Below are 19705 nucleotides of genomic sequence, written 5' to 3'. Positions count from 1 at the left end.
TAACAAATTAAGGGAAATAAAGCAAAATTCAGTTTATTTTTTTAACTACTCTAAACCCCTGATTACTAAAAGAAGCGTGCGCATTCACCCTCCCTATTTCAACCGAATTAAAATAACTGCAGGAATGCTGACTACACCACCAGGAACCACCCCTGGCATGCACAGCTTTCTCATCTTTCAGATGCCCTTCGCAAAACTCGAACACGTTCCCGTACACATCATACAATCCAAAAGCATTAGGTTTAAAACTGGCAACAGGAGATGTATACATATACCCGTCCGTACTATCAGCCCGCAGATGATCATGCCCATGCCATACATTAGCATAAGTGGAGAGCTGTGAAGTATCTTCTCCCCAGAAGTAGGTGGTAGATGCTCCCGCCCGGGAAGCTATTTCCCATTCCTCAAAAGAAGGAAGCCTTACCCCGGCCCATTTACAATAAACCTGGATATCGGCATAACTGATACAGGTAACCGGATGATCCATTTTATCAGTTATGCCGCCCCGGCTAATGCCATTAGGATACTTCCAGCAGGCTGTACTATCTTCCAGCCACCGGAACTCTTCCAGTCCAGGCTCAAATACCATGGCATTATGCCGCCGTTCTGCATCGGTAACATACCCTGTAGCTGTTATGAAAGCGGCAAACAGCCTGTTAGTGACTTCAGTAGCGCCAATATAATAGCTGTTAACATGTACTTTACGCAACGGGTTGAGGTGATGACCTTTCCGTCCCACCTGGTAGTCACCCACCGGTATGCGCACAAACACCGTATCCGGCGGAGCGCCGAACGTCAGTAAACAGGAGAGCAGCGCAGTCAGCATCAGTTCATTGAATTAAAGAGCGCCATTGCCCGTTGAAAGATCAGATCTTCATTGGCTTTGTTATACTGCAGCCAGGCGCCATAGTTGCTGTTCGGCCCATAGAGCTTGGCGTAAGAGGTAGATTGTACGAAGGGCGGATATTTTACCCCGTTCATCAGCAGTAATAAAGTAGTGAGGATATCATGATCTTTGTAATCACGTTTGTAGAACTCTATCAGGAAAGGGATCATTTCCAGTCCGTTCACCTCAACTATTGCCATTTTATAATTGGCGCCCAGTCGCTTACTCCTGTTGGCAGATTCCTCGATGATAGCCAGTACAGAATCCCTGTTGCTCACCAGGAAATCTCTCTGCCTGATACTCCAGTTACCTTCTCCGAAAATATCCGGCAGCCGGGCAAATATCTTTTTATGCTCATCTATGATCGGCGGAGTGGCATCACAGTTCTGGCTATATGCTTCCGTGTGTATCATATGATAGGTGAACTTCTCCCGCAGGGAAAGGGTCAGGTAATCTTTAGGCCTGATAGCCTCTCCTTCACCTTCCTCCTCACCAACAGAAACAGCCTTGCTGATCATTGTTTTTACTTTTTCCAATCCATAGGGTGGGGTGGTCAGCTTCATGCGGTAGTCGTGATAAGCCTGGCTTTCAGGACTTGGCTCAGGCCATGGACCTTCTTCCTGGGCAAACGCCAGGACAGGAAGCAGGGTAACTGATAAAAGGACAGAGAATAGTTTCATAGTTCGAAAGTAATATTCCGCGCAAAGATAATATATAGAAAAGTCACTTTCTCCCCTAAAAAGATGGTCCGCCTCAGGCAGACCATCTGGAATAAAAGATCACAGGAACATCCCGCCAGACGCCTCGATCCGTTGTCCATTCACCCATTTGGCTTCCGGTGTACACAGGAACGCAACCACGCCTCCAATATCTTCCGCCTGACCAATACGTGGAATAGCTGTGACGCTTTTGATATGCTCCTGCAGCTGCGGAGAATTTTTCAACCTGCCACCGCTGAATTCCGTTGCAATAGCACCAGGCGCTACTACGTTAGCGTTGATACCACGATGTCCCAATTCTTTAGCAAGATACCTTGTAAGCACTTCCACTGCCCCCTTCATACTGCCATAAGCGCCTGAACCTGGAAATGAAACGCGTGTCAGTCCTGAAGAGATATTAACGATACCTCCGTCGTCATTGAGCAAAGGCAGTATTTTCTGTGTCAGAAAGAACACGCCTTTAAAATGCATGTTCAGTAATTCGTCAAAGTTCTCTTCTGTAGTCTCTGCAAACGAAGGGATAACCACATTGGCTCCTGCATTGTTAACGAGATAGTCGATTTTATCAGTGTTAAATGTACCGCCTAATGTAGTTGTCAGGCCAGCTATAAATGTGTCAAAGCTTTTAATATCGCCAACATTCAGCTGCAATGCAGCAGCTTTCTGTCCCAGGTTTTCAACTTCAGCTACAACAGCTAAAGCTTCGTCTTTCCTGCTGTTGTAAGTGATGACCACATCCAGCCCCTTTTTAGCGATGTTTATCGCCATATCCCTGCCTAATCCGCGGCTACCGCCTGTTATGAATGCTATTCTACTTTTTGCTTGTGTCATTTCATTAAAATTTTATGACACAAAGTTGAGTCAAAAACAGGGTTCAGCATTTGCGAGCATCAAACTAGTGTTTGCAAAATTCAAACCTGGGTTATTGGGTACGAAAAGCAGCGGGGGAGAAGGTGGTTTGTTTTTTAAAGAAGTTGGAGAAGTGAGCTACTTCCTCAAAGCCCAGGCAATAAGCTATTTCAGAAATATTCCACTGGGTTTGTTTCAGCAGTATCTTGGCTTCCTGTATGATCCTGTTGCCAATAATATCCGTTGTGGTCTTACCGATTGTTTCTTTAAGCGCCCTGTTAAGATAGTTCACATGGACAGACAGCCTTTCTGCATAGTCTTTGGCTGTGCGCAGACTTATTCTTTGATGATGGGATTCAATAGGGAACTGGCGTTCCAGCAATTCTATAAACAACGAAGATACCCGGGCTGTACCACTATGAGCCGAATGGTGGGCAGTAACGGGTTGTAGCTTTTGTCCGTAGTGGATCAGCTCTAAAACATAGTTACGTATCAGGTCATACTTATAGAGATAATCAGAAGCTATCTCTTTATGCATTTTTAAAAAGATGGCTTCTATTTCCCTAGCTTCTTCATCAGATAACTGGAAAACAGGGTATCCGCCTGTTTTAAAGATAGGAAGATCGTCTAATACCACCCCGCTTTTAGCCTGTATAAGGAAGTCATCGGTAAATATGCAAAAATGTCCGGATTGCTTCAGGTCCTGCGGAAGCCAGTGATATGGTATCCGGGGAGTTGCAAATAAAAGCCCGTTTTTAGGAATATCAATCACCTTATCAGCATATTCGGCCCTGTTATGCCCGCCAATCAGGCTTATTTTATAATAAGCCCTTCTGTTATAAGGCATTGGTACTTTACCTGTTTCCATGAACTGGTTAAATATCTCTGCCGTATTAAACACATTAAAATGACCTATCTCCTTCGATATGCCAGACGGAAGCAAATCACTTAAATCCTTCTGCTTATGTTTGGCCAGTGCACTATAAAAGTCCTCTATCGTCTTTGACTTCATATATCTGATATTTGCAAAAATCAAATGCAGAACAAAGGTATTAAATTCCAACCGGCTCAAAAATGGTCCGGTAAAACGGACCATTTTTAAACAACCACCCTTATTTAACATTTCTTTGGTCTATAAAAACTGCCTGTTTACATATACTTTCAGTGAATTGGTATAAAAGACACCATCACTACATCTCTTTCTCCCTCAACCCTATATTTTTTATCTGGACAACTAAGCTATTTTGGCGGTATGAAAAGAATACCAGCTATTTTCACGCATATACTCTTCCTTGCAGGATTCCTCAGTTTCCCTCTTCTGCTGATGCCACCACTGACAGCACATAAACAGTTCAACGATGCGGGCCAGCTATTCCGCTCCGTTATACTAACTAACTTCTTAGCCGCCTCTGCATACTATCTGAACTATTACTATCTCATCCCTTCATTTAACACCAAACGGAAATACAAAGCCTATACAGTCTCATTACTGTTGATAGCAGCAGTCATTCTCCTGGTACCTGTACTATGCAATTTCATTATGAGCAGACTGCATATACCGTTCCCCTTTGTCAATTCATTAAGAGCGCCTTTGCCTTCCTTACTGATGACAGCCATGGCCCTGATGCTATCTTTCATCTTACATAAGAACAACGAATGGAAACAGGCCCAGCGTGACAAAATGGAAATGGAAATGCAGAAGAACGCAGCAGAGGTCTCACTATTGAGAAACCAGGTAAACCCTCACTTTTTCTTTAACATGCTGAATGGCATCTATTCAATGGCCATCCGCCAATCAACAGAAACTCCGGCAGCCGTATTGCAGCTTTCACAACTAATGCGGTACGTACTGTATGAAAGTGAGGGGGAAAGAGTACCTCTTGAAAAAGAGATCGAATATATGTCCGGATATGTAAAAATGCAGCATATGAGGTTAAGTGGAAATAACACCGTGAACTTTGAAGTAAGGAACACCTCATCCGGACTAACCATCGCACCTTTACTTATGATACCTTTTATAGAAAACTGCTTCAAATATGGTACATCCGGTAATCATGATACGAAGATGAACATTTCCCTTGATTGCAACGGTAAAAGGCTCCTCTTTTCATCAAATAATACGATCATACCAGGCAAGATAGACCCGGACCATAAAGGAATTGGAATCAATAATGTAAAACGGAGACTGGAACTTATTTACCCTGACCGCTACTCCCTTTCCATCAGGGAGAACGAACATGAATTTGCTGTACACCTTGAAATGGAACTATAAAGATGTTACACTGTATTGCTATAGACGATGAACCACTCGCACTCCAGGTCATCAAAGCCTACACTGATCCGCTGGACAATATAAAGCTGCTGAATACCTTTACAGGTACGCAGAAAGCAGAAGAATACCTGGCTGCTAATGAAGTCGATCTCATTTTCCTTGATATCGAAATGACAGATATCGACGGACTTTCCTTTTACAGATCCCTCAGCAGAAAGCCTATGGTTATATTCACTACTGCCTATAGCCATTATGCTGTACAGGGTTTTGAAGTAGCAGCTTTGGACTACCTTGTAAAACCCATTTCGGCAGAACGTTTCCTGCAGGCAGTATTCAAGGCTTGCCAGTACAAAGCATTCCGTAAGCATACCGGGGAAGAAAACACTTCTTTCCTGAATGTCAGATCGGAATACCAGTCCAAGAAGATCCTGTTGTCAGATATAACGTACATAGAAGGACTTAACAACCATGTAAAGATCCATACCTGTCATAGCCACAAACCTATCTTTTCAATGATGTCTATGAAGGAAATACTGAACAGGTTACCTCAGCAGAAGTTCCTTCGCATACACAGATCATATATCATCAACCTGTCAAAGATAACCTCTTACAACAGCCGTTACATAGTTATTTCCGGCACACAGCTGCCCATAGGCGATACCTATCGTAACCAGGCCCGGCAGCTGTCAGTTCAGGTGGGCGGTTCTCCATTATTATAGGCCGGTTCTCCCGTTTATTTTCTGTCTGATCATACGGGAAGATAACTTCGTCAGCAAATTATAACACGCATATTCCTGTTGGTGTATTGCCTGCCAGACGCCTGGGGAATGCTGTAAATATTTGCTATGAAATTTTTAGTACCATCGCTTGTTTTAGTATTGATTTTCTGCAACGTATCAGCCCAGCGCTTTTCACTGCCACAACCTCCGGCCAATGGCATGCAGAAGATACTGGTAGAAGTGAATAGTAAAACAGGTGCGAAGGATACCATCAGGCAGGGAGATTTTATCAAATTATGGTTTCGGTCCGATAGGAAGAGACAAATGGAACAACCGCTTGTCAGAACAGATTTTAATCGTCATACCTATTATGTAGAATCTGCTTTAATTGCAATAACAGACAGCGAACTGGTATTCATGAAACGGCCTCCTTTCATGCCTATTCCCATCCCTATACCTTTACCTTCTGTTGATTTTGATACAGTATCGATCCGGAATATTACTTCATTCCGCTCGCTCAACAGGAGTGTAGATGGCGCTGTGAAAGGGGCCGTCATGATGCCGACAATGTCCTTCATGCCCGAATATTTTACAACTTTCCCCGGCATGCTCTTCATGATGCCTTCCATGCAGATAGGTACAACCTTCTTCGGGGATGCGGTGTTCAGGTTCCATAAGATGAACCGCCATAATTCAAAATACAGCCTTACCATCGGAGAAATGCCGGCTGATACTATGTACTATATCAGGCGACGAAAAATGATGAGCGAAAGTGACTACGAATGGGAGATAGAGAGATTTGAACGTTACACTAAAATGTATACAAAGATCCGCAGAGACCTTTCAGATCAGCTGCTGGATGAGTTCCTGGGCAATCGCATCACCAGTATCACGCTGGGAGGCACGTTCATTCCCGGATATAGTAAAAGCGCAGAAGATATAAAGACCAGGGTTGACATTTCAGACCGGAAATTCTTTTTCGGATTGTCTTCAGAACGTTTCATTTCGCAGAAGCATCGTATAGGTATCGAAATACAAATGAACAGGACGGAGAAATTCATGTCTGTTACCGGCTCTACATCTGCACAGATCTCCGCATCTTCCGGCATGATCCTGTCCAACTTCGCCTATATCAAATTCGGCCTCGGCGGATTATACAGCCCGGCTTACAAAGCAAGATTGCGGCTCAGGATAACCGAACTGGATGCTGAAGCAGAGAGGGCAGAGGGGGATGAAATGGAACAGGGAGCTATCCTTTCCAGGAGAAGCTTTACCCGTACTAAACTGGCGGCAGAGCCCAAGCCCTACTTCATGTTCGGAGCGGGAGCCGTAAACACCACCCTGTTCAAAATAAAAGGTACTATGAGCAACGGAATAAATTCTACCGACTACTCCCAGCAGAAATTTGCATTGGAAACGGGGATGGGACTATTTACACGTCTCGGTAAAAGACTCACCTACGACATATCTGCAAAATACATCTGGAGCCCCGCCTATACTCCCTCCATCGGAGGATTGAACAGCTACAGCGGCTTTAGGTTCCAGGTCAACATTGGTTACATGTCCGGCTCCAGCTTTGCACGAATGAGAAGGGTCCTGAAATCAATATCTACCAACAAGGATTAATATACTTTACTCGCACAACGCACCTGCAAAATTCTTTGTGCCATACGCCTTCAGCAATTTATCAGCTGTAGCCAGCTTTTTAGTTGCTTCTGCATCAGCAGCTATTACCTTCTGATCTTCCATATACTTCACCACTTCATTACCTTTCACATATACACGATGCTCTATCTTCGATTCCTGCCCATCGGCAGAGCTGCCAACAGCTTTCTCATAGCAGAAGATCAATTTCCCGGACTGGTAATAAAATTCCGTTGTCCAGCTGCCATCTCCCATACTTCCGGATTCAACGACCTTCACAATTTCCTTCTTGTCAAAGAAATATTGAACGTTTCCTCCTTCAACACATCCTTCAGATTCATATTTAAACTGCTCTTTGTTTAATGGCAGGGCATTAATCCTTTTAAACTCCGTCCGGATGGCTGTAACAACTTCTTCATTGGATTTTACAGGCTTCTGTTGGGCACTTGCATTAATAGATATCAGGGATGTAACAACTGTTGATAAGAAAAAGATACGGATCATTTTGGTAAAAAATATTAAGGTGTGAATATATGAAATTTTGTAATATCTTATCTGCCTTTCAACAATAAGCCAATGGCAGCCAAAGTTAGAGTTGGTATTTATCCGTGAGCTAATCATATACATCAGTTTGAGCTTTGGCTATGATAAGCTAATATTATTAGTACAACATCTAAAGGATAGCTTTGAGACGCGCTTAATAAGCAGCCCCCAAAGTATGAACAACAAGAGCTGCCGAATATCTGCGACTCTTGTTGTTTATACTTATCATGGTTTATTTAATTTCTCCTTCTCCTAAAGTATCTCGTCCTTCATCAAAAGTGAATTTGATTCCAGATTTAAAATAATTATCGTCTATCATACCTTTTATAAAGGTAATCTCGACATCTCCTTTGGATCCAGGAGAAAAGGAACTGGTTCCCATGAGCTTAATGCTACCTGATATCTTCGTCTTAGCATTAGGAAAATTGAATAAAGGTCTATAACCACTAATGAAAGGTGTTTTTCTCGATTTTTCATTTGAGAACAATACTATTGTTGCCAAAACTTTAATAAGTTCTACCATCCTGAAGAATTAAAAGGGTTTGTTGGACGAGGTGAAAAATTCAAAGGTTTTACAAAATTAATTTTAGGTAATTGATTAGTGGGTACGGATATTGCAGGCATGCCATCAGCTTCAAATCGTGTTATAGCTTTCATTACCGCACTAGGTACCCTTGCTTGTATAATTGTATTAGGAGATTGATCAAATGCAAAATTCGCTTTTCCAAACTGTGCAGCATCGGAAGAGGATGTTGCGAATAATTTTCCGGTCTCATATGTACCTGGAGCCATACTTAACCTTCCTGTTTCTGATATGCTGGTTAGCTCTGCACCGGAGACTGCTCTATAAAGAGTTGTTGAGTTAGCTATCTCTATGCCACTTTTTATCAAACCAGCCCCTTTGCTTGCTACTACAGTTTCGCCAAATTTTTCTACACCATATCCTACGTCATGCCCTATTTGATCACTTGTTTTATTAGGAATATCAGTTACATAATTCACCGTATTACCTATCATTTGGGCCCTGGTATTTACAGTTCCTTCATCCACATTAAAGGGAGAAATTACCGAAATTCCATCTAATGTTTTACCCCAACCATCAGCAGTCCCTAGACTTTTAAACCATTGTCCTGTAGAGCTTACTCCATCTTTTATCCCCTCCCAGGCATTTCTCCAAAAACCAGCCCCTTGTATAGTAGTATCGCCTAAAAAGTCACTATATTTAATAGGATTATTATCCATTATGGCATATGGGGATACTGCGTTATTGGGCTTCGGGTCTATCTGTCACCATCTTCCTAGCTGCGGGTCGAGATTTCGGTAATGAGCTTCATAAGAGTATAAGTCTAGGTCACTATTTAATTCGATACCATTAAACTTATTTCTATTGACTGGGTAAGTGATACTTCTAAGCGCATTCGCACTAATCCCCGCCATCGTAAGTCCGTACGGATAATAATTACCGTCTCCGACCAGTAATCTTCAAAGAACTGCTAATAGTCCCTAAAATAAGGTTTCCTTTTTCAATTGAACAAAAAATCGCATGGGTGAAGATAAGGGGGACCGCGGACGCGCCAAGATAGTACTAACGTTGAAGAGTATTACTGTCGCCGCTGTTCGCGGCAGGTCATGTTCTATCGTTCAGTAATCAGGGCTCTACTGTCTGGCAGCTATAATCTGCCGCTTAATAGGATTCCCGCCGCCACCGACCGCCATTCCGCCCTGGCCGCTATGGTGAGAGTGCACAGCGAAGCGAAGCACGGAGCCATAGCAGGCCGCTAGACCATGTTAATAGCCGGGAGCGAAGCGGGCGGCAGATAATAAGATAAGGCCAGGGCGGTTGGCAGGTGGCGGACGCATAACGGGCAGCGCAGGGATGGCGGTCACCAGTAAGCACCTGGCATAACAGGATACAGCCATACCGGGAGCTGCCCGATCGGAGCACGACGCAGAGCAAAACCGTGACAGGCACGCCCGCGTCAGCGGGATGCCTGGCGCGGTTTTTTGGGGAGGCCGTGCGCAGGGAGACTGCTTGGCCTGATTTACTTGTTGATGCTGAGGACAGGTATCAAGATAGGTACGAGGACCTTCTGATCCGTAGTCAGATGCTCTTTTATATACATTACGATAGTACGACAGACTCTGACTCTGTTTGTCTTGGAACGGGTTGGGAACAGCATGTTCGTGCGGAAGAAGAGATTCGAACTGCCGGTTCGATATTGTCCAGTAAGGCATGCGAGATGGACTGCATTTTCCACATGAGCTTTGTCTTTGGGTTTTCTCACTCTTGCCGTGATTAAGGCAGTGTTATTATGAACTGTCCACTACTCAAGTAATTCATTCAAGGATGGTTCATACAGACTTGGTTTTATCACAGCCTGCTTCATATTGTCACACTTTATATATTTGGGAACGCCACAGAAATACCTTAAGCAGCTATTTAGCGCTTTAACAAGCTGAGGCAAGGTAGCGTCAGCCAAAGCCATGACATACGTATATCCGCTATAAGGAAGGATGGCAACAAATACTACGCAGTCGACCAGTTCTCTGGTTTCAGGTCGCACATAAGACATCTTATCTCCGGCAAAGTCAATCTGAAGAATTTCACCTACTCGATGTTCCTGGTACATACTTACTCCCTTTAGAACCAACTGCTGGTCCAACAAGCCACAGAATTTGGTGTATCCATAACAATCAGGATAAACCTTTTTGTACTCTTTGAGCAACAGTTGTCGTATAACCCCTCTTTTTTCAAGCTCATTTAGAAAGTATTCCTTTCTTGACATAAAGTCTATAAGCCTAGGATCCTCAGCAGTGGCCGGTCGAGGTTGCAATGCCGCAGCAAGGTCACCATCACTCAGCCTGAGCAAATCTTCATAGTTCCTCCCAGTGGCTTCAATCCTCTTGTGATATACGGATACAGTCTCCCTGTTTAAATCCAATTCAATGGCAATGTTACGCATCGAAAACTCGCGTTGCAGCAACTGTAACAGTCTTCTTAATATTAACATGTTAATGAATTTATTGGGCATACAATTCGTTAATAATTATTTATTAATCAACGAATTAATAAAATATATACTATTAAATAGCTTTATAGCCTAAATGAATATCTGCTGGCTGGAAATGATATGAAACTATTGGCTGGTTTTGCTGTGAAATAAATAGATGGACTTAATGCGGAAAAATTGGCTGGGTTTGAGAAAAATCTGAACAATCGCTAATTCTTTTAGCAATTGTGGCTGGGTTTCACGCGAAAAGTTTGGCTGGTTTTGCTATGGTACGTGGCTGGTTTTGATATGAAATACTCATTTAATCACTACCTATTGGTCGCAAATGTAACATATCCATCTTTACAAACCAAGCTTTATAGGTTTTGATTAATACTTATAGGTAGAGTGTTTTTGTAAAAACCCATTAAAACGGGTCTGTTTCAATACGTTTCAGTATGACAATAGGCGAACATGTTATGCTGCTGCGCAAGCAAAAGGGCTTATCCCAAGCCGATCTTGGTAAACAGATCGGTACTTCCGGTGATATTATCGGCGGTTATGAGCGTAACATCATGACCCCATCCATTGAGGTGATTATTAAAATTGCAGACGCCCTAGCTGTATCCATTGATTACCTGGTTGGTAAAACCAACCTGGTGTTGGATCAGGATACCTTAAAACGCCTGGAAGATATTAATGCCTTACCGGGTGAGGCTAAAGACTATATCCTTAACCATATCGATATTATGATCAGGGATTTTAAAAACAAGAAGACGGATAGCCATAAATGAAAAAGCCGCAAGCTCAATGCCTGCGGCTTATGCTTAATGATCAGTCGGATTATCTATTGATTTGTAGGTGCCTGGTTCTCACTTATTACCCTCAATACACTTGCCAGTCTATCTAAATCACTGTATGAATGAATCTCATGATTTTCTATTGATTGCTTTAAATAACTGACATCTTCCACCAAAGAGGCTACCCCTGGTTTGGGGGCATGATCAAAATTTTGCCATTCGTCTGTAGTGATTATCCAATATTCATCTTTGATAAAGTGAATTTCCTCGAATTTATCAAAAGTCAATTTTTTCAATACTAATTCAAATAGCACTTCGATTTCTTTTCTACTAATTCGCATCAGTTCAATTATTTAATCTTTTATCAATATTTTTAATTTGTTGTTTAACTTCCTGCAATTGCTGCTTAGTTTGTTTAAGCTGAGCTTCTGCTTTATTTAACTCACCTTTATTCTTAGCAATTTGTTTCTCCAAAGACTTAGCTCTTCCTTCAATTATTTGCTGCCGTTGCTCTGGTGTTTTGTCTTTAAGTATTCCCTTATTGTCATGTGCATCCGGATTAGCTTTATAATCCTCTAGCTTTTGTTCATGCTCTTTTACATTCTTTTCGAGAGAGTTTCTGGAACGCTCAAGTTGATTACTTTTTGTCTCTAAGTCTTTAGCTTTGTCATTAAGTTCGTTGCGTGCTTCCTCCAGAGTGCTTTGCATTCTTCTTACGTCACTTTGAGGTATCGTAATATGCGGAACGAACGTCGTCTGACTGCCAGCGCCCAGCTGACTCCAATCAAGATCCCTTAATTTGTCGGCTGCTTTATAGATAACAGCAGTAATACCCGTTGCTGCACCTAACGCCGCTAAACCTTCGACAACAGTAGGAAGAACAACAGGTATACACCACGGGCATTTACCATCAGGATCATTATAACGTACCGGGTTATTATAAGCGAACTGATAAGGAGTTAACATTTCCTGGGTGCCTACTTCACCCCAGGGGTCTATCTGCTGGAACCTTCCTATCTGCTGATCATATGTCCTTGCATTGAAGTCTGTCCATTCAAGACCTGCCCCATCTCCGAACTCCTTACTTTGTAACTCATTGCCGTTATATTTCCTGCGATTCTCCGGATAGGTCAAGCCTTTAAGAGCATTGCTACTAATCCCCGCCATCGTCAACCCAAACGGATAATAATGTGTCTCCTCCAACAGCGGCCCACTATTATGCACAACAACCAGATTATCAAAAAACACATCCTCACCACTCTCATTACTGGTGTAAATATATAAAAATCCGCTTTTCCTGATAACCGCTTTATCAGCAGACAATGTCTGCAGCTCATCCGGGCTTCCCTGTACCTGTCTAACCCCGCTATTCTCACTAACCATCTGGAACTGATCATCAAACAGCGCAAAATTGAGATACGCTTTCGGCTTGTCACTCAGATTCTGAGACGGATCGGAAGTCTTTAGCGCTGTATAATCACTACTTGTGAAATTGTTTGCAATAGGGGAGTTGCTTCCGGTTGCAGCATGGGCGCCATCGCTTACATCTCTACCACTAAACGCCGAAACAATCGCTGCCAGCATATTATCTGGAGTAGTATTGGATGTACTGGTTCCTGTGCTCTTATAAAAGGCTTTTACCCCTAGTTGAATAGTATCTCCTGCCATTACCCTCAACACAAGAGACGGCCCTATTTTAGCGCCATTCACAGCATTGAGACGGGAAACATACGCGTTAAGATTCGTAGTCGCGTCAGCCGGATAGCCTGATGGCAAAGCAGAGCGGGTAGCATCTATGTTACTGAACAAGGCATTTTCCTTCTCTGTAGCAGCAGTCTCCATAGTAGCGGCGTAAACACTGGTATCTGTCTGAGTGCCTAAGACAACCCTGATATTGCCGAGATGGTCCTTCTCAAAATAGTCATAGGCATAATGTACCGGCTGACCAGATTTATACACCGGGCGGATGCGGCCTTCCTCATGACCGGTAAATTCAAGGGTGTCTTGTTTGTATACAAAACCAGACACGTAATCAGTAGTGGTTGTTTTAGAAGGAGTTACAGTATTGTCTGTTACTGTTTTCTTCAGTTTATTACCCGCAGCATCATATTGATAGCTAATGACGCCCTTACCGGTAATGGTAATCTGCGACGGAAGATTCAGATGATTGTAGACAATAGAACTTATTCCCTTATTCTGATCACTTACCAGGTTGCCATTTACATCGTAGCTATAGTCATTCCCGGTATTAGTACCCTTGTTAAAATCCCCCAGTTTGGCAGTAGCCGTACTGCTTGGATCTGCTACCGTCAACAACTTATTACTTTTATCCTGGTAAGAATAACTAAGCTGATCGATAGTAGTGATACCGGTGCCAACCATACCTTTCTGCGTCATGGAATTAATATTGCCATTGGCATCATACAGTAGGTTACTCACTGAAAAATCTACTTTATCCTTAGTCCAGGCAGTACTTCCACTGTTCTGCTGCGTAAAATCAGCTACTGTAAGACGATTAACCTTATCATAGTTATAACCATAAGCCCGGCTGATCCCATCGCCTTTAGCCTTCCATTTAATACCAGCTATATTCCCGTTATATTGGTTAGTAGTAAAGCCCTGATCATAACTCAGCTCCTGCCCAAACCAGTTAAAACTGGCACCGGGATTATTCACATAGGCCTTGTTAATACCGGACACCCAGCCACGGATATTATAAGTATATGTTACAGTATCCAGCTGAGTATTGCCTCCGGTTATACCGAGCCGCTTCTGTTTTAGCTGTCCCAATTCATCATAACTATTAGCTGATACAATCTGCTCTGCTTCCTCATTTATCTTCTTTTTCACCTGGACCAATCTGCCTGCAGCATCATACAAATTAGTTGCAAGCACCTTGATCTCTGGTGTCAGTATACTCCGGGGATTCCTGTGACTTACATAAGAGCTTAATACTTTTCCATTAAAATCGTAAAGGCTTGTCACTACATCACGTCCCCCAACACTATTTTCGCTAACCACCTGGATAGTACGCCCTTTATCATTGTAATAGGAACTGGTAGTTAACCACTGATCTGTTCCCAGAACTCGTACCTTTGAACCGGTAACGAGCCCATTGGTCATAGTGCTTGGTGCGCCTGGCAATGCCTCAGCATAAGGATTGCTGCCAGCTTGTGGTTTGCTGATATCGCTGTTCTCAAAAGGAAGTTTGCCGGCATAATCATATTTATCATAGTAGGTATATGTCAGCGGGGTTAGATCGGTAGAAGAAATACCTGGCAACGGATTAGTGGCAATTGTTGTTGTAGATCCCGATGTGCCACCGGGTTGAATATTTGCATCAAAAGTTGCGTTTTCACCAGAATCAAATCTCCCGGAAAAATTTATACTGTTTGTGGCTATAAACTGACTTTCTCCTGCATATTGACTAACATACAGGTCCGGTTGAGCAGGAAAATTATAGGTAATTGTCCCACCGGAAGTGGCAGTATCCATGCTCTGCTGCAGCGTTTCCCTGGTGCTGGATGATCTGTAGATGGCCGTCATTACCGGCCGGTTCAGCTCATCATAAAATGTAACTAACCATTCAGGTGTGGACTTGGAACGCTGTACAACATCCTGTGTGAATACCAGCCTGTCCCGTACATCATATACCATATGAACAGGACCAGCGCCCGGTACCTGCTTTACTACCATCCTGTTACGTTTATCGTACTGATAGCTGAAACAAAGTTCAGCCGCAACATCTGTTCCTATTGTCCAGTTACCCGCAATCAACTGCACTGCTTTGGGAGGGATCACAAATACAAGATTTCCCAGATCATCATACACATAATAAGTACATAACCATCCCACATGCGCAGTACCGGGAGAAATTGCCAGCTGAGATTTCTTCATGATCACTTTCCCTTCCTTATCCTTATACTCAACTACCTGGTTGCCTGCTTCATCAGTGGAGACATTCTTATACAACTGATTGGCTGCATAAATATCTGTACTTGTCGGAACTTGGGTCGCCATTTTCCATATACGCACAGAATCGTATGCTGTGTTAACCAGGTACTGATTCGTTACCGGTTTGTTGCCTCCTCCCAGCGCCCAGCTATTTCCCGAAGCATAAGCCTTCAGGACCCTGTTCAACGGAGACGCTTCATATTCCGTCTGACTGTAATAAACATTCTCCCCCGCTACACCAGGATTAAGATTATTATCCTGGTAAAAAGACTTTTGCGCAACAAAAGGATTTGTTTTAAACCTTCCGTCATTGTTATTATCAGACTGCTGAACATAAGGGAGATACTTGTATTGCTCTCTTCCATAGATATCATAGACAAGCGGAACTACAAGATCACGCCCCTGCGGACTGATCCCTTTCTGAACCGTTTGCAGCGGCCGGCCAAGACCATCAAGATACTGTGTCGCCTGCTTTACTTCAGACAGTGTACGGCTCTCCGATATAACAACATTAACATCAGATGTAGGCATACTGGGCTCCCAGGTCCGTACATAATTGATAAGAGTATTGCTATAAGCTGATGGCATAGCAACAGGAGTCGCGTTTACTTTAGGTGTGTTTTCCGGCGTATTCTGTGCATTGGCATAGTGGACAAAAAAACACAGCAATACTAATATTGAATATTTTCTCATTTTCTCTACTGGGGATTATTGATTATAGGGCCTTGGTATTCGTAATCAAAATGCTTGATCACATTGCCATCCTGGTCTTTTACCGTCACCAATCGCTTCAGGTTATCGTATTGATAATAGGTAGTTCTGCCTGCCGGGTCAGTCTCACTGGTAACACCTATCTGTTGAGAATAAGTATAAGTATATACCTGGGCGGAGCCAGCCAATGCTACCCTTATTTTATTGATCTCATCCCGCAATACCTGGTCTGATACCGGATCATACAGTACTGAGGAATTAACCAGCCCAGCAACTGCACTATAGGTAGTACCTACAATTCTTGCTACAGGATATTCATTACGATATCCCCAGAGATAAACTTCATGTACATCACTTGATTTAGCTTGTTCCTGCAGATTCCCATCGGCATCATAGCGAATATATTGTAGCCTGTTCTCAATAGGGTTGTTACCATTTATCAGGTCCTTAGAGGCAGGGACAATCAGCCCATTGAAAAAATCAAAATTGTTTTTCTCTCTGTAGGTCTGGGCACTGTTTCGGGTCACAACCGTTTCTATCCTTTGACCCAGCATATTCTTAGCAAGCATACTATCGTATACTGCAGTACCCGAAAAGCTGTTGGCATATTTATATGTTTTCGATAGAACGGAGAGATCACTGTTCGTAGACGTCTCGTTAATCAACTGCAGGTTAGTGGTGTCATACTGATAGGTAGTCTTTGATACCAGTGCATTGCCGTTAACGTCATATGTCGTATCTGTTTTCGATGTGAGTACCGGCCAGAACTGGTAAATTTTATACATGGTGCTCATAAAACTCCAGTGACTATTTTCCGGGCAGGGTGTAGAGGGATAAGCATCAGATTTACGGATACCTATTTTGGCCGCCCATATCCATTTATAATTGGGAGCTCCCGCTGTATTATTAAAATCATATTCATTAGTGGTAGCCTGTAAAATATTACCGGCAGCATTATATACCTTATGCCCCAACAACAATCCTCGCAGGTCTTCCTTGCTGGTTTTCGGCGCATATGGATAACCATTACCTCCTTCATCATAAAGACCCGTAATGGAGTAAAAGAAATCCTCACGGCCATTTTCCCCATTCTCTCCATTCAGTATACTTACTTTGGAATATCCTACCGGAGAGCCTTGTGTTCGCCCCAGTGAATTGAGGGAAGTAGAATACCTGGTAAAGTAAGGAAGGTCTCCATTTTTATAAGACAATGGGCTGCCTCCTTCTGAAGTGGAAACATTACAATAATATGCTGTATACGTTACATCTTCATATTTAGGATAATCAAGTAACACCCCGGAAGAGATACTGTCATTCAGCATGTATCTGTATCTTTTTACGACATCATTACTGTGATTGATCCCGTCATATAGAGTAACCCTTTTGATTCTGTTACCTCCGGCCATTTTACTGTATACAGTTGAAGCAAGGTAAGGCTCATATTTCTTATAGGCTACACTGATCCTTGCCTGTTCAGTAGCCTTTTCCCTGCTGGCCACGAGATAATACTTCTTTCCCTTGTCAAAAACAAGCGGAAGCGTAAGTGTCTGGTTGTGAGAATCGCCGGCGCTCACTTTAAGGTTCCAGTTCTCATCATAAATGTATACATCGGCAAGTGCATCGCCTGTTATTTGCCCTTTTACGAAGTAAGTTATGGTAGGCTTTTGCCCGGGTGAGTTCGGCATAATGAATTCTGTAGTATCGGCAGCCTTTGCAGGAGTGGAGCCAAGAAGAAGTGTATTTGCACTGACTGAAGTATTCACTACTGAAGAATCTATATGCTGTAGGGTATACTCGTAATTCGCATTATAATAGGAATACCTGTGCGGCTCATAATCAAATGTAACTGTCCCACCGGTAGGGTATGTTATGGTCTTTAACAGCCCTTTTTGCATGTAAACAGAATCTGGTCCCCTGTCGGCGCCTGCAATCACATTCCCCGCATTATCATCATAGGCTGGCACCATTGTACTGTTATTCTTGCCATTGTAATATCCCCAATGGTCCTGTGAAAAGGATTTCTTTGATGGTAAAGCTTCCGGGTCTATATAAGAGAAAATATATTTCAATGTATCTGTGCCACCGGTTTCATAGAATGACGATAACAACAACCTTTTTTTCAGCGGATCGGTAGCTGTGCTGTTTGTATAGTTCTGGTTAAAAACAATACTTTTATATAAAGTAAACCCCGTATTTACTGCCGAATAAATATCCATACCACTGATGCGATACTTATTACCTGAATTGACATCCTGGCGGTCAGCAGTAATTGTAAACTGTATCTTTCCTCCATTATATACGATAGAATTCAGCACATATGTACTCAATGTCTGATAATTCAATGTATAGCTTTCCCGGTGAGTATCCATCTGAGCCCCACCTGGACAGGGGCCGGCATCCTGCTCTTCAAACAGATCATAAATAGTATAGGAAGGGATGCCATCCTCATAGGTATAGCTGACAGGAGAATAATTAAAGCTGATACTATCCCGTAAGTTTGCTGATACTATCCTGGTCAGGAACCAGGCTGATTTCCCGGCATTGATGCTGCCACCGCCATCTCCCGGATAGGTTTCAGAACTGGTAGAAGAGTTTTCAATAGTGCTGAACTCATATCGCGTACCATCTTCAATAATGATAGTAAAGCCGGAAGATTGATTACCGAGCACTTTCCATGCCTTGAAAGGCGAAAAAAAGACTGCTCCGTTCTTATCAAAGAACATCTTCGCCGAATTCCCACTAAAGTTCAGGAAATAAACGTCCGGCGCCATATCCATACGGCCTTCTCCAATATCCTTTTTATCACAGGTAGTGATAGTATTTAACCAGTTGGTAGGGTCGGTGTCTGTCCACAATGGAAGATTAGTTGACTGAGCGGCGGATGTATACCCCGGTGTTGTAGTCATCTCGTCGTTTTTCCCCATAGCAGATCTGCTGATAGCGCCACCCATAGAAATATCCCAGCCAAGCCCTGCCCAGTTTCCTTCCTGGTCTAGAGGAATACCAGCACCGCCTGTATAATTCAGGGAAATATTATGTGTCAGCTCACCGCTCTTAATAGAGAATAATGGAAAATTGATTTGCGCATTTCCACTGTAAGTGCTCACAGGTATATCTGCAACTTTTACCATCTCACTGGCATTAGAAGAAGGTTTATACACTGTCGTGGGTGCAGTAATGTCAAAAGTGTTCTTTTGCTGTCCAATGGAATAATGGGCATAGAGAACAATCCATAAAAAGAGAGACAAACTTTTTCTAAAAGCAGAGATCATAGTATTATAGCTATTGAACTTGATATTATATCTAATGGAATCAACTTTTCTGGTCCTTTTCCATTGTCCCCAAAAAGATTAATCCAGGGTCACATGTATTACGTTCACGGGCATAGTAATTTTTAGCAGGCAAATCCGGCAGACTAAAAAATTAGAACAATGCTGGTTAAATTACAACCGAATATGAATTATATAGCCGGTACAAGGTATGTATAGGAACATTCACAAGGATTAAGCTATAAGATCATTCTCGTATATAACTGATAGGCAAAAGTAAAAATCTCCTTATTGAGCAGGGCTAACATCTTTGTGTTATGTTTCAATGATTGACAGGAGGTTATATTGA

The 19705-nt window shown here is 42.7% G+C and carries 16 protein-coding genes; 4 read left to right on the top strand and 12 right to left on the bottom strand.

What is annotated here, in order from left to right; genetic code table 11:
• Nucleotides 1-28 precede the first annotated feature (28 nt).
• The 4 genes from GO493_RS18465 to GO493_RS18450 all read right to left on the bottom strand — a co-directional run bounded on the left by GO493_RS18465 (nt 29) and on the right by GO493_RS18450 (nt 3466).
• Nucleotides 29-826 (bottom strand): formylglycine-generating enzyme family protein, encoded by a 798-nt coding sequence (locus tag GO493_RS18465; protein ID WP_157307707.1) that lies wholly within the window; start codon nt 824-826, stop codon nt 29-31.
• Complete coding sequence (locus GO493_RS18460) at nt 826-1566, bottom strand: hypothetical protein (RefSeq protein ID WP_157307706.1); 741 nt, start codon at nt 1564-1566, stop codon at nt 826-828. The genes GO493_RS18465 and GO493_RS18460 overlap by 1 nt, the downstream gene beginning before the upstream one ends.
• Nucleotides 1567-1665: 99 nt before the next feature.
• Nucleotides 1666-2436: an SDR family NAD(P)-dependent oxidoreductase gene (locus GO493_RS18455; RefSeq protein WP_157307705.1), complete on the bottom strand. Its 771-nt coding sequence runs from the start codon at nt 2434-2436 to the stop codon at nt 1666-1668.
• 91 nt (nt 2437-2527) lie between these two features.
• Nucleotides 2528-3466, bottom strand: a complete 939-nt coding sequence (locus tag GO493_RS18450) for a helix-turn-helix domain-containing protein (protein WP_157307704.1) — start codon at nt 3464-3466, stop codon at nt 2528-2530.
• A gap of 240 nt (nt 3467-3706) precedes the next feature.
• On the opposite strand from GO493_RS18450, the gene GO493_RS18445 reads away from it, so the two are divergent.
• From GO493_RS18445 to GO493_RS18435, 3 genes are all read left to right on the top strand, one after another.
• Nucleotides 3707-4726, top strand: coding sequence for a sensor histidine kinase (locus GO493_RS18445; RefSeq protein WP_157307703.1), 1020 nt, complete (start codon nt 3707-3709; stop codon nt 4724-4726).
• Nucleotides 4727-4728: 2 nt separating this feature from the next.
• The gene (locus GO493_RS18440) at nt 4729-5445 is read left to right on the top strand and encodes a LytR/AlgR family response regulator transcription factor (protein ID WP_157307702.1); all 717 of its coding nucleotides are present in this window, start codon (nt 4729-4731) and stop codon (nt 5443-5445) included.
• A gap of 126 nt (nt 5446-5571) precedes the next feature.
• The gene (locus tag GO493_RS18435) at nt 5572-7071 is read left to right on the top strand and encodes a hypothetical protein (RefSeq protein WP_157307701.1); all 1500 of its coding nucleotides are present in this window, start codon (nt 5572-5574) and stop codon (nt 7069-7071) included.
• A gap of 6 nt (nt 7072-7077) precedes the next feature.
• Here GO493_RS18435 and GO493_RS18430 read toward each other — a convergent pair whose 3' ends face one another.
• The 5 genes from GO493_RS18430 to GO493_RS18415 form a co-directional block, all read right to left on the bottom strand.
• Nucleotides 7078-7593 carry a hypothetical protein gene (locus GO493_RS18430; protein ID WP_157307700.1) on the bottom strand — a complete coding sequence of 172 codons (516 nt, stop codon included), beginning with the start codon at nt 7591-7593 and terminating at the stop codon, nt 7078-7080.
• Nucleotides 7594-7864: 271 nt separating this feature from the next.
• Nucleotides 7865-8155: a hypothetical protein gene (locus GO493_RS18425; protein ID WP_157307699.1), complete on the bottom strand. Its 291-nt coding sequence runs from the start codon at nt 8153-8155 to the stop codon at nt 7865-7867.
• Nucleotides 8149-8874 carry a hypothetical protein gene (locus GO493_RS18420; RefSeq protein WP_157307698.1) on the bottom strand — a complete coding sequence of 242 codons (726 nt, stop codon included), beginning with the start codon at nt 8872-8874 and terminating at the stop codon, nt 8149-8151. The genes GO493_RS18425 and GO493_RS18420 overlap by 7 nt, the downstream gene beginning before the upstream one ends.
• Before the next feature lie 546 nt (nt 8875-9420).
• Nucleotides 9421-9552 carry a hypothetical protein gene (locus GO493_RS31280; RefSeq protein WP_262885973.1) on the bottom strand — a complete coding sequence of 44 codons (132 nt, stop codon included), beginning with the start codon at nt 9550-9552 and terminating at the stop codon, nt 9421-9423.
• Between the two features lie 404 nt (nt 9553-9956).
• On the bottom strand, nt 9957-10643 hold the full coding sequence (locus GO493_RS18415) for a DDE-type integrase/transposase/recombinase (RefSeq protein ID WP_157307697.1): 687 nt from the start codon (nt 10641-10643) through the stop codon (nt 9957-9959).
• Between the two features lie 437 nt (nt 10644-11080).
• Here GO493_RS18415 and GO493_RS18410 point away from each other — a divergent pair, with 437 nt between their 5' ends.
• A complete protein-coding gene (locus tag GO493_RS18410; protein WP_157307696.1) occupies nt 11081-11416 on the top strand; it encodes a helix-turn-helix domain-containing protein in 336 nt (111 codons plus the stop codon).
• Nucleotides 11417-11469: 53 nt separating this feature from the next.
• Here GO493_RS18410 and GO493_RS18405 read toward each other — a convergent pair whose 3' ends face one another.
• Genes GO493_RS18405 through GO493_RS18395 form a run of 3 tightly spaced genes read right to left on the bottom strand, consistent with a single transcriptional unit; the run spans nt 11470 to nt 19359 of the window.
• A complete protein-coding gene (locus tag GO493_RS18405; protein ID WP_157307695.1) occupies nt 11470-11763 on the bottom strand; it encodes a hypothetical protein in 294 nt (97 codons plus the stop codon).
• Between the two features lie 4 nt (nt 11764-11767).
• Nucleotides 11768-16069: a DUF6443 domain-containing protein gene (locus tag GO493_RS18400; RefSeq protein WP_157307694.1), complete on the bottom strand. Its 4302-nt coding sequence runs from the start codon at nt 16067-16069 to the stop codon at nt 11768-11770.
• A 5-nt stretch (nt 16070-16074) separates the two neighbouring features.
• Nucleotides 16075-19359 (bottom strand): RHS repeat domain-containing protein, encoded by a 3285-nt coding sequence (locus tag GO493_RS18395; RefSeq protein ID WP_157307693.1) that lies wholly within the window; start codon nt 19357-19359, stop codon nt 16075-16077.
• Between the last annotated feature and the right edge of the window lie 346 nt (nt 19360-19705).

Source organism: Chitinophaga tropicalis, from assembly GCF_009758205.1.
In the GTDB taxonomy this organism is placed as follows: Bacteria; Bacteroidota; Bacteroidia; order Chitinophagales; family Chitinophagaceae; genus Chitinophaga; species Chitinophaga tropicalis.
The sequence above is the reverse complement of the archived record's forward strand: the minus strand, read 5'-3'. Positions and strand labels throughout refer to the sequence as shown.

Coding starts and splice junctions, on each gene's coding strand:
- GO493_RS18465 (WP_157307707.1), bottom strand. CDS start 826: ATGCTGACTGCGCTGCTCTCCTGTTTACTGACGTTCGGCGCTCCGCCG.
- GO493_RS18460 (WP_157307706.1), bottom strand. CDS start 1,566: ATGAAACTATTCTCTGTCCTTTTATCAGTTACCCTGCTTCCTGTCCTG.
- GO493_RS18455 (WP_157307705.1), bottom strand. CDS start 2,436: ATGACACAAGCAAAAAGTAGAATAGCATTCATAACAGGCGGTAGCCGC.
- GO493_RS18450 (WP_157307704.1), bottom strand. CDS start 3,466: ATGAAGTCAAAGACGATAGAGGACTTTTATAGTGCACTGGCCAAACAT.
- GO493_RS18445 (WP_157307703.1), top strand. CDS start 3,707: ATGAAAAGAATACCAGCTATTTTCACGCATATACTCTTCCTTGCAGGA.
- GO493_RS18440 (WP_157307702.1), top strand. CDS start 4,729: ATGTTACACTGTATTGCTATAGACGATGAACCACTCGCACTCCAGGTC.
- GO493_RS18435 (WP_157307701.1), top strand. CDS start 5,572: ATGAAATTTTTAGTACCATCGCTTGTTTTAGTATTGATTTTCTGCAAC.
- GO493_RS18430 (WP_157307700.1), bottom strand. CDS start 7,593: ATGATCCGTATCTTTTTCTTATCAACAGTTGTTACATCCCTGATATCT.
- GO493_RS18425 (WP_157307699.1), bottom strand. CDS start 8,155: ATGGTAGAACTTATTAAAGTTTTGGCAACAATAGTATTGTTCTCAAAT.
- GO493_RS18420 (WP_157307698.1), bottom strand. CDS start 8,874: ATGGATAATAATCCTATTAAATATAGTGACTTTTTAGGCGATACTACT.
- GO493_RS31280 (WP_262885973.1), bottom strand. CDS start 9,552: ATGGCTGTATCCTGTTATGCCAGGTGCTTACTGGTGACCGCCATCCCT.
- GO493_RS18415 (WP_157307697.1), bottom strand. CDS start 10,643: ATGTTAATATTAAGAAGACTGTTACAGTTGCTGCAACGCGAGTTTTCG.
- GO493_RS18410 (WP_157307696.1), top strand. CDS start 11,081: ATGACAATAGGCGAACATGTTATGCTGCTGCGCAAGCAAAAGGGCTTA.
- GO493_RS18405 (WP_157307695.1), bottom strand. CDS start 11,763: ATGCGAATTAGTAGAAAAGAAATCGAAGTGCTATTTGAATTAGTATTG.
- GO493_RS18400 (WP_157307694.1), bottom strand. CDS start 16,069: ATGAGAAAATATTCAATATTAGTATTGCTGTGTTTTTTTGTCCACTAT.
- GO493_RS18395 (WP_157307693.1), bottom strand. CDS start 19,359: ATGATCTCTGCTTTTAGAAAAAGTTTGTCTCTCTTTTTATGGATTGTT.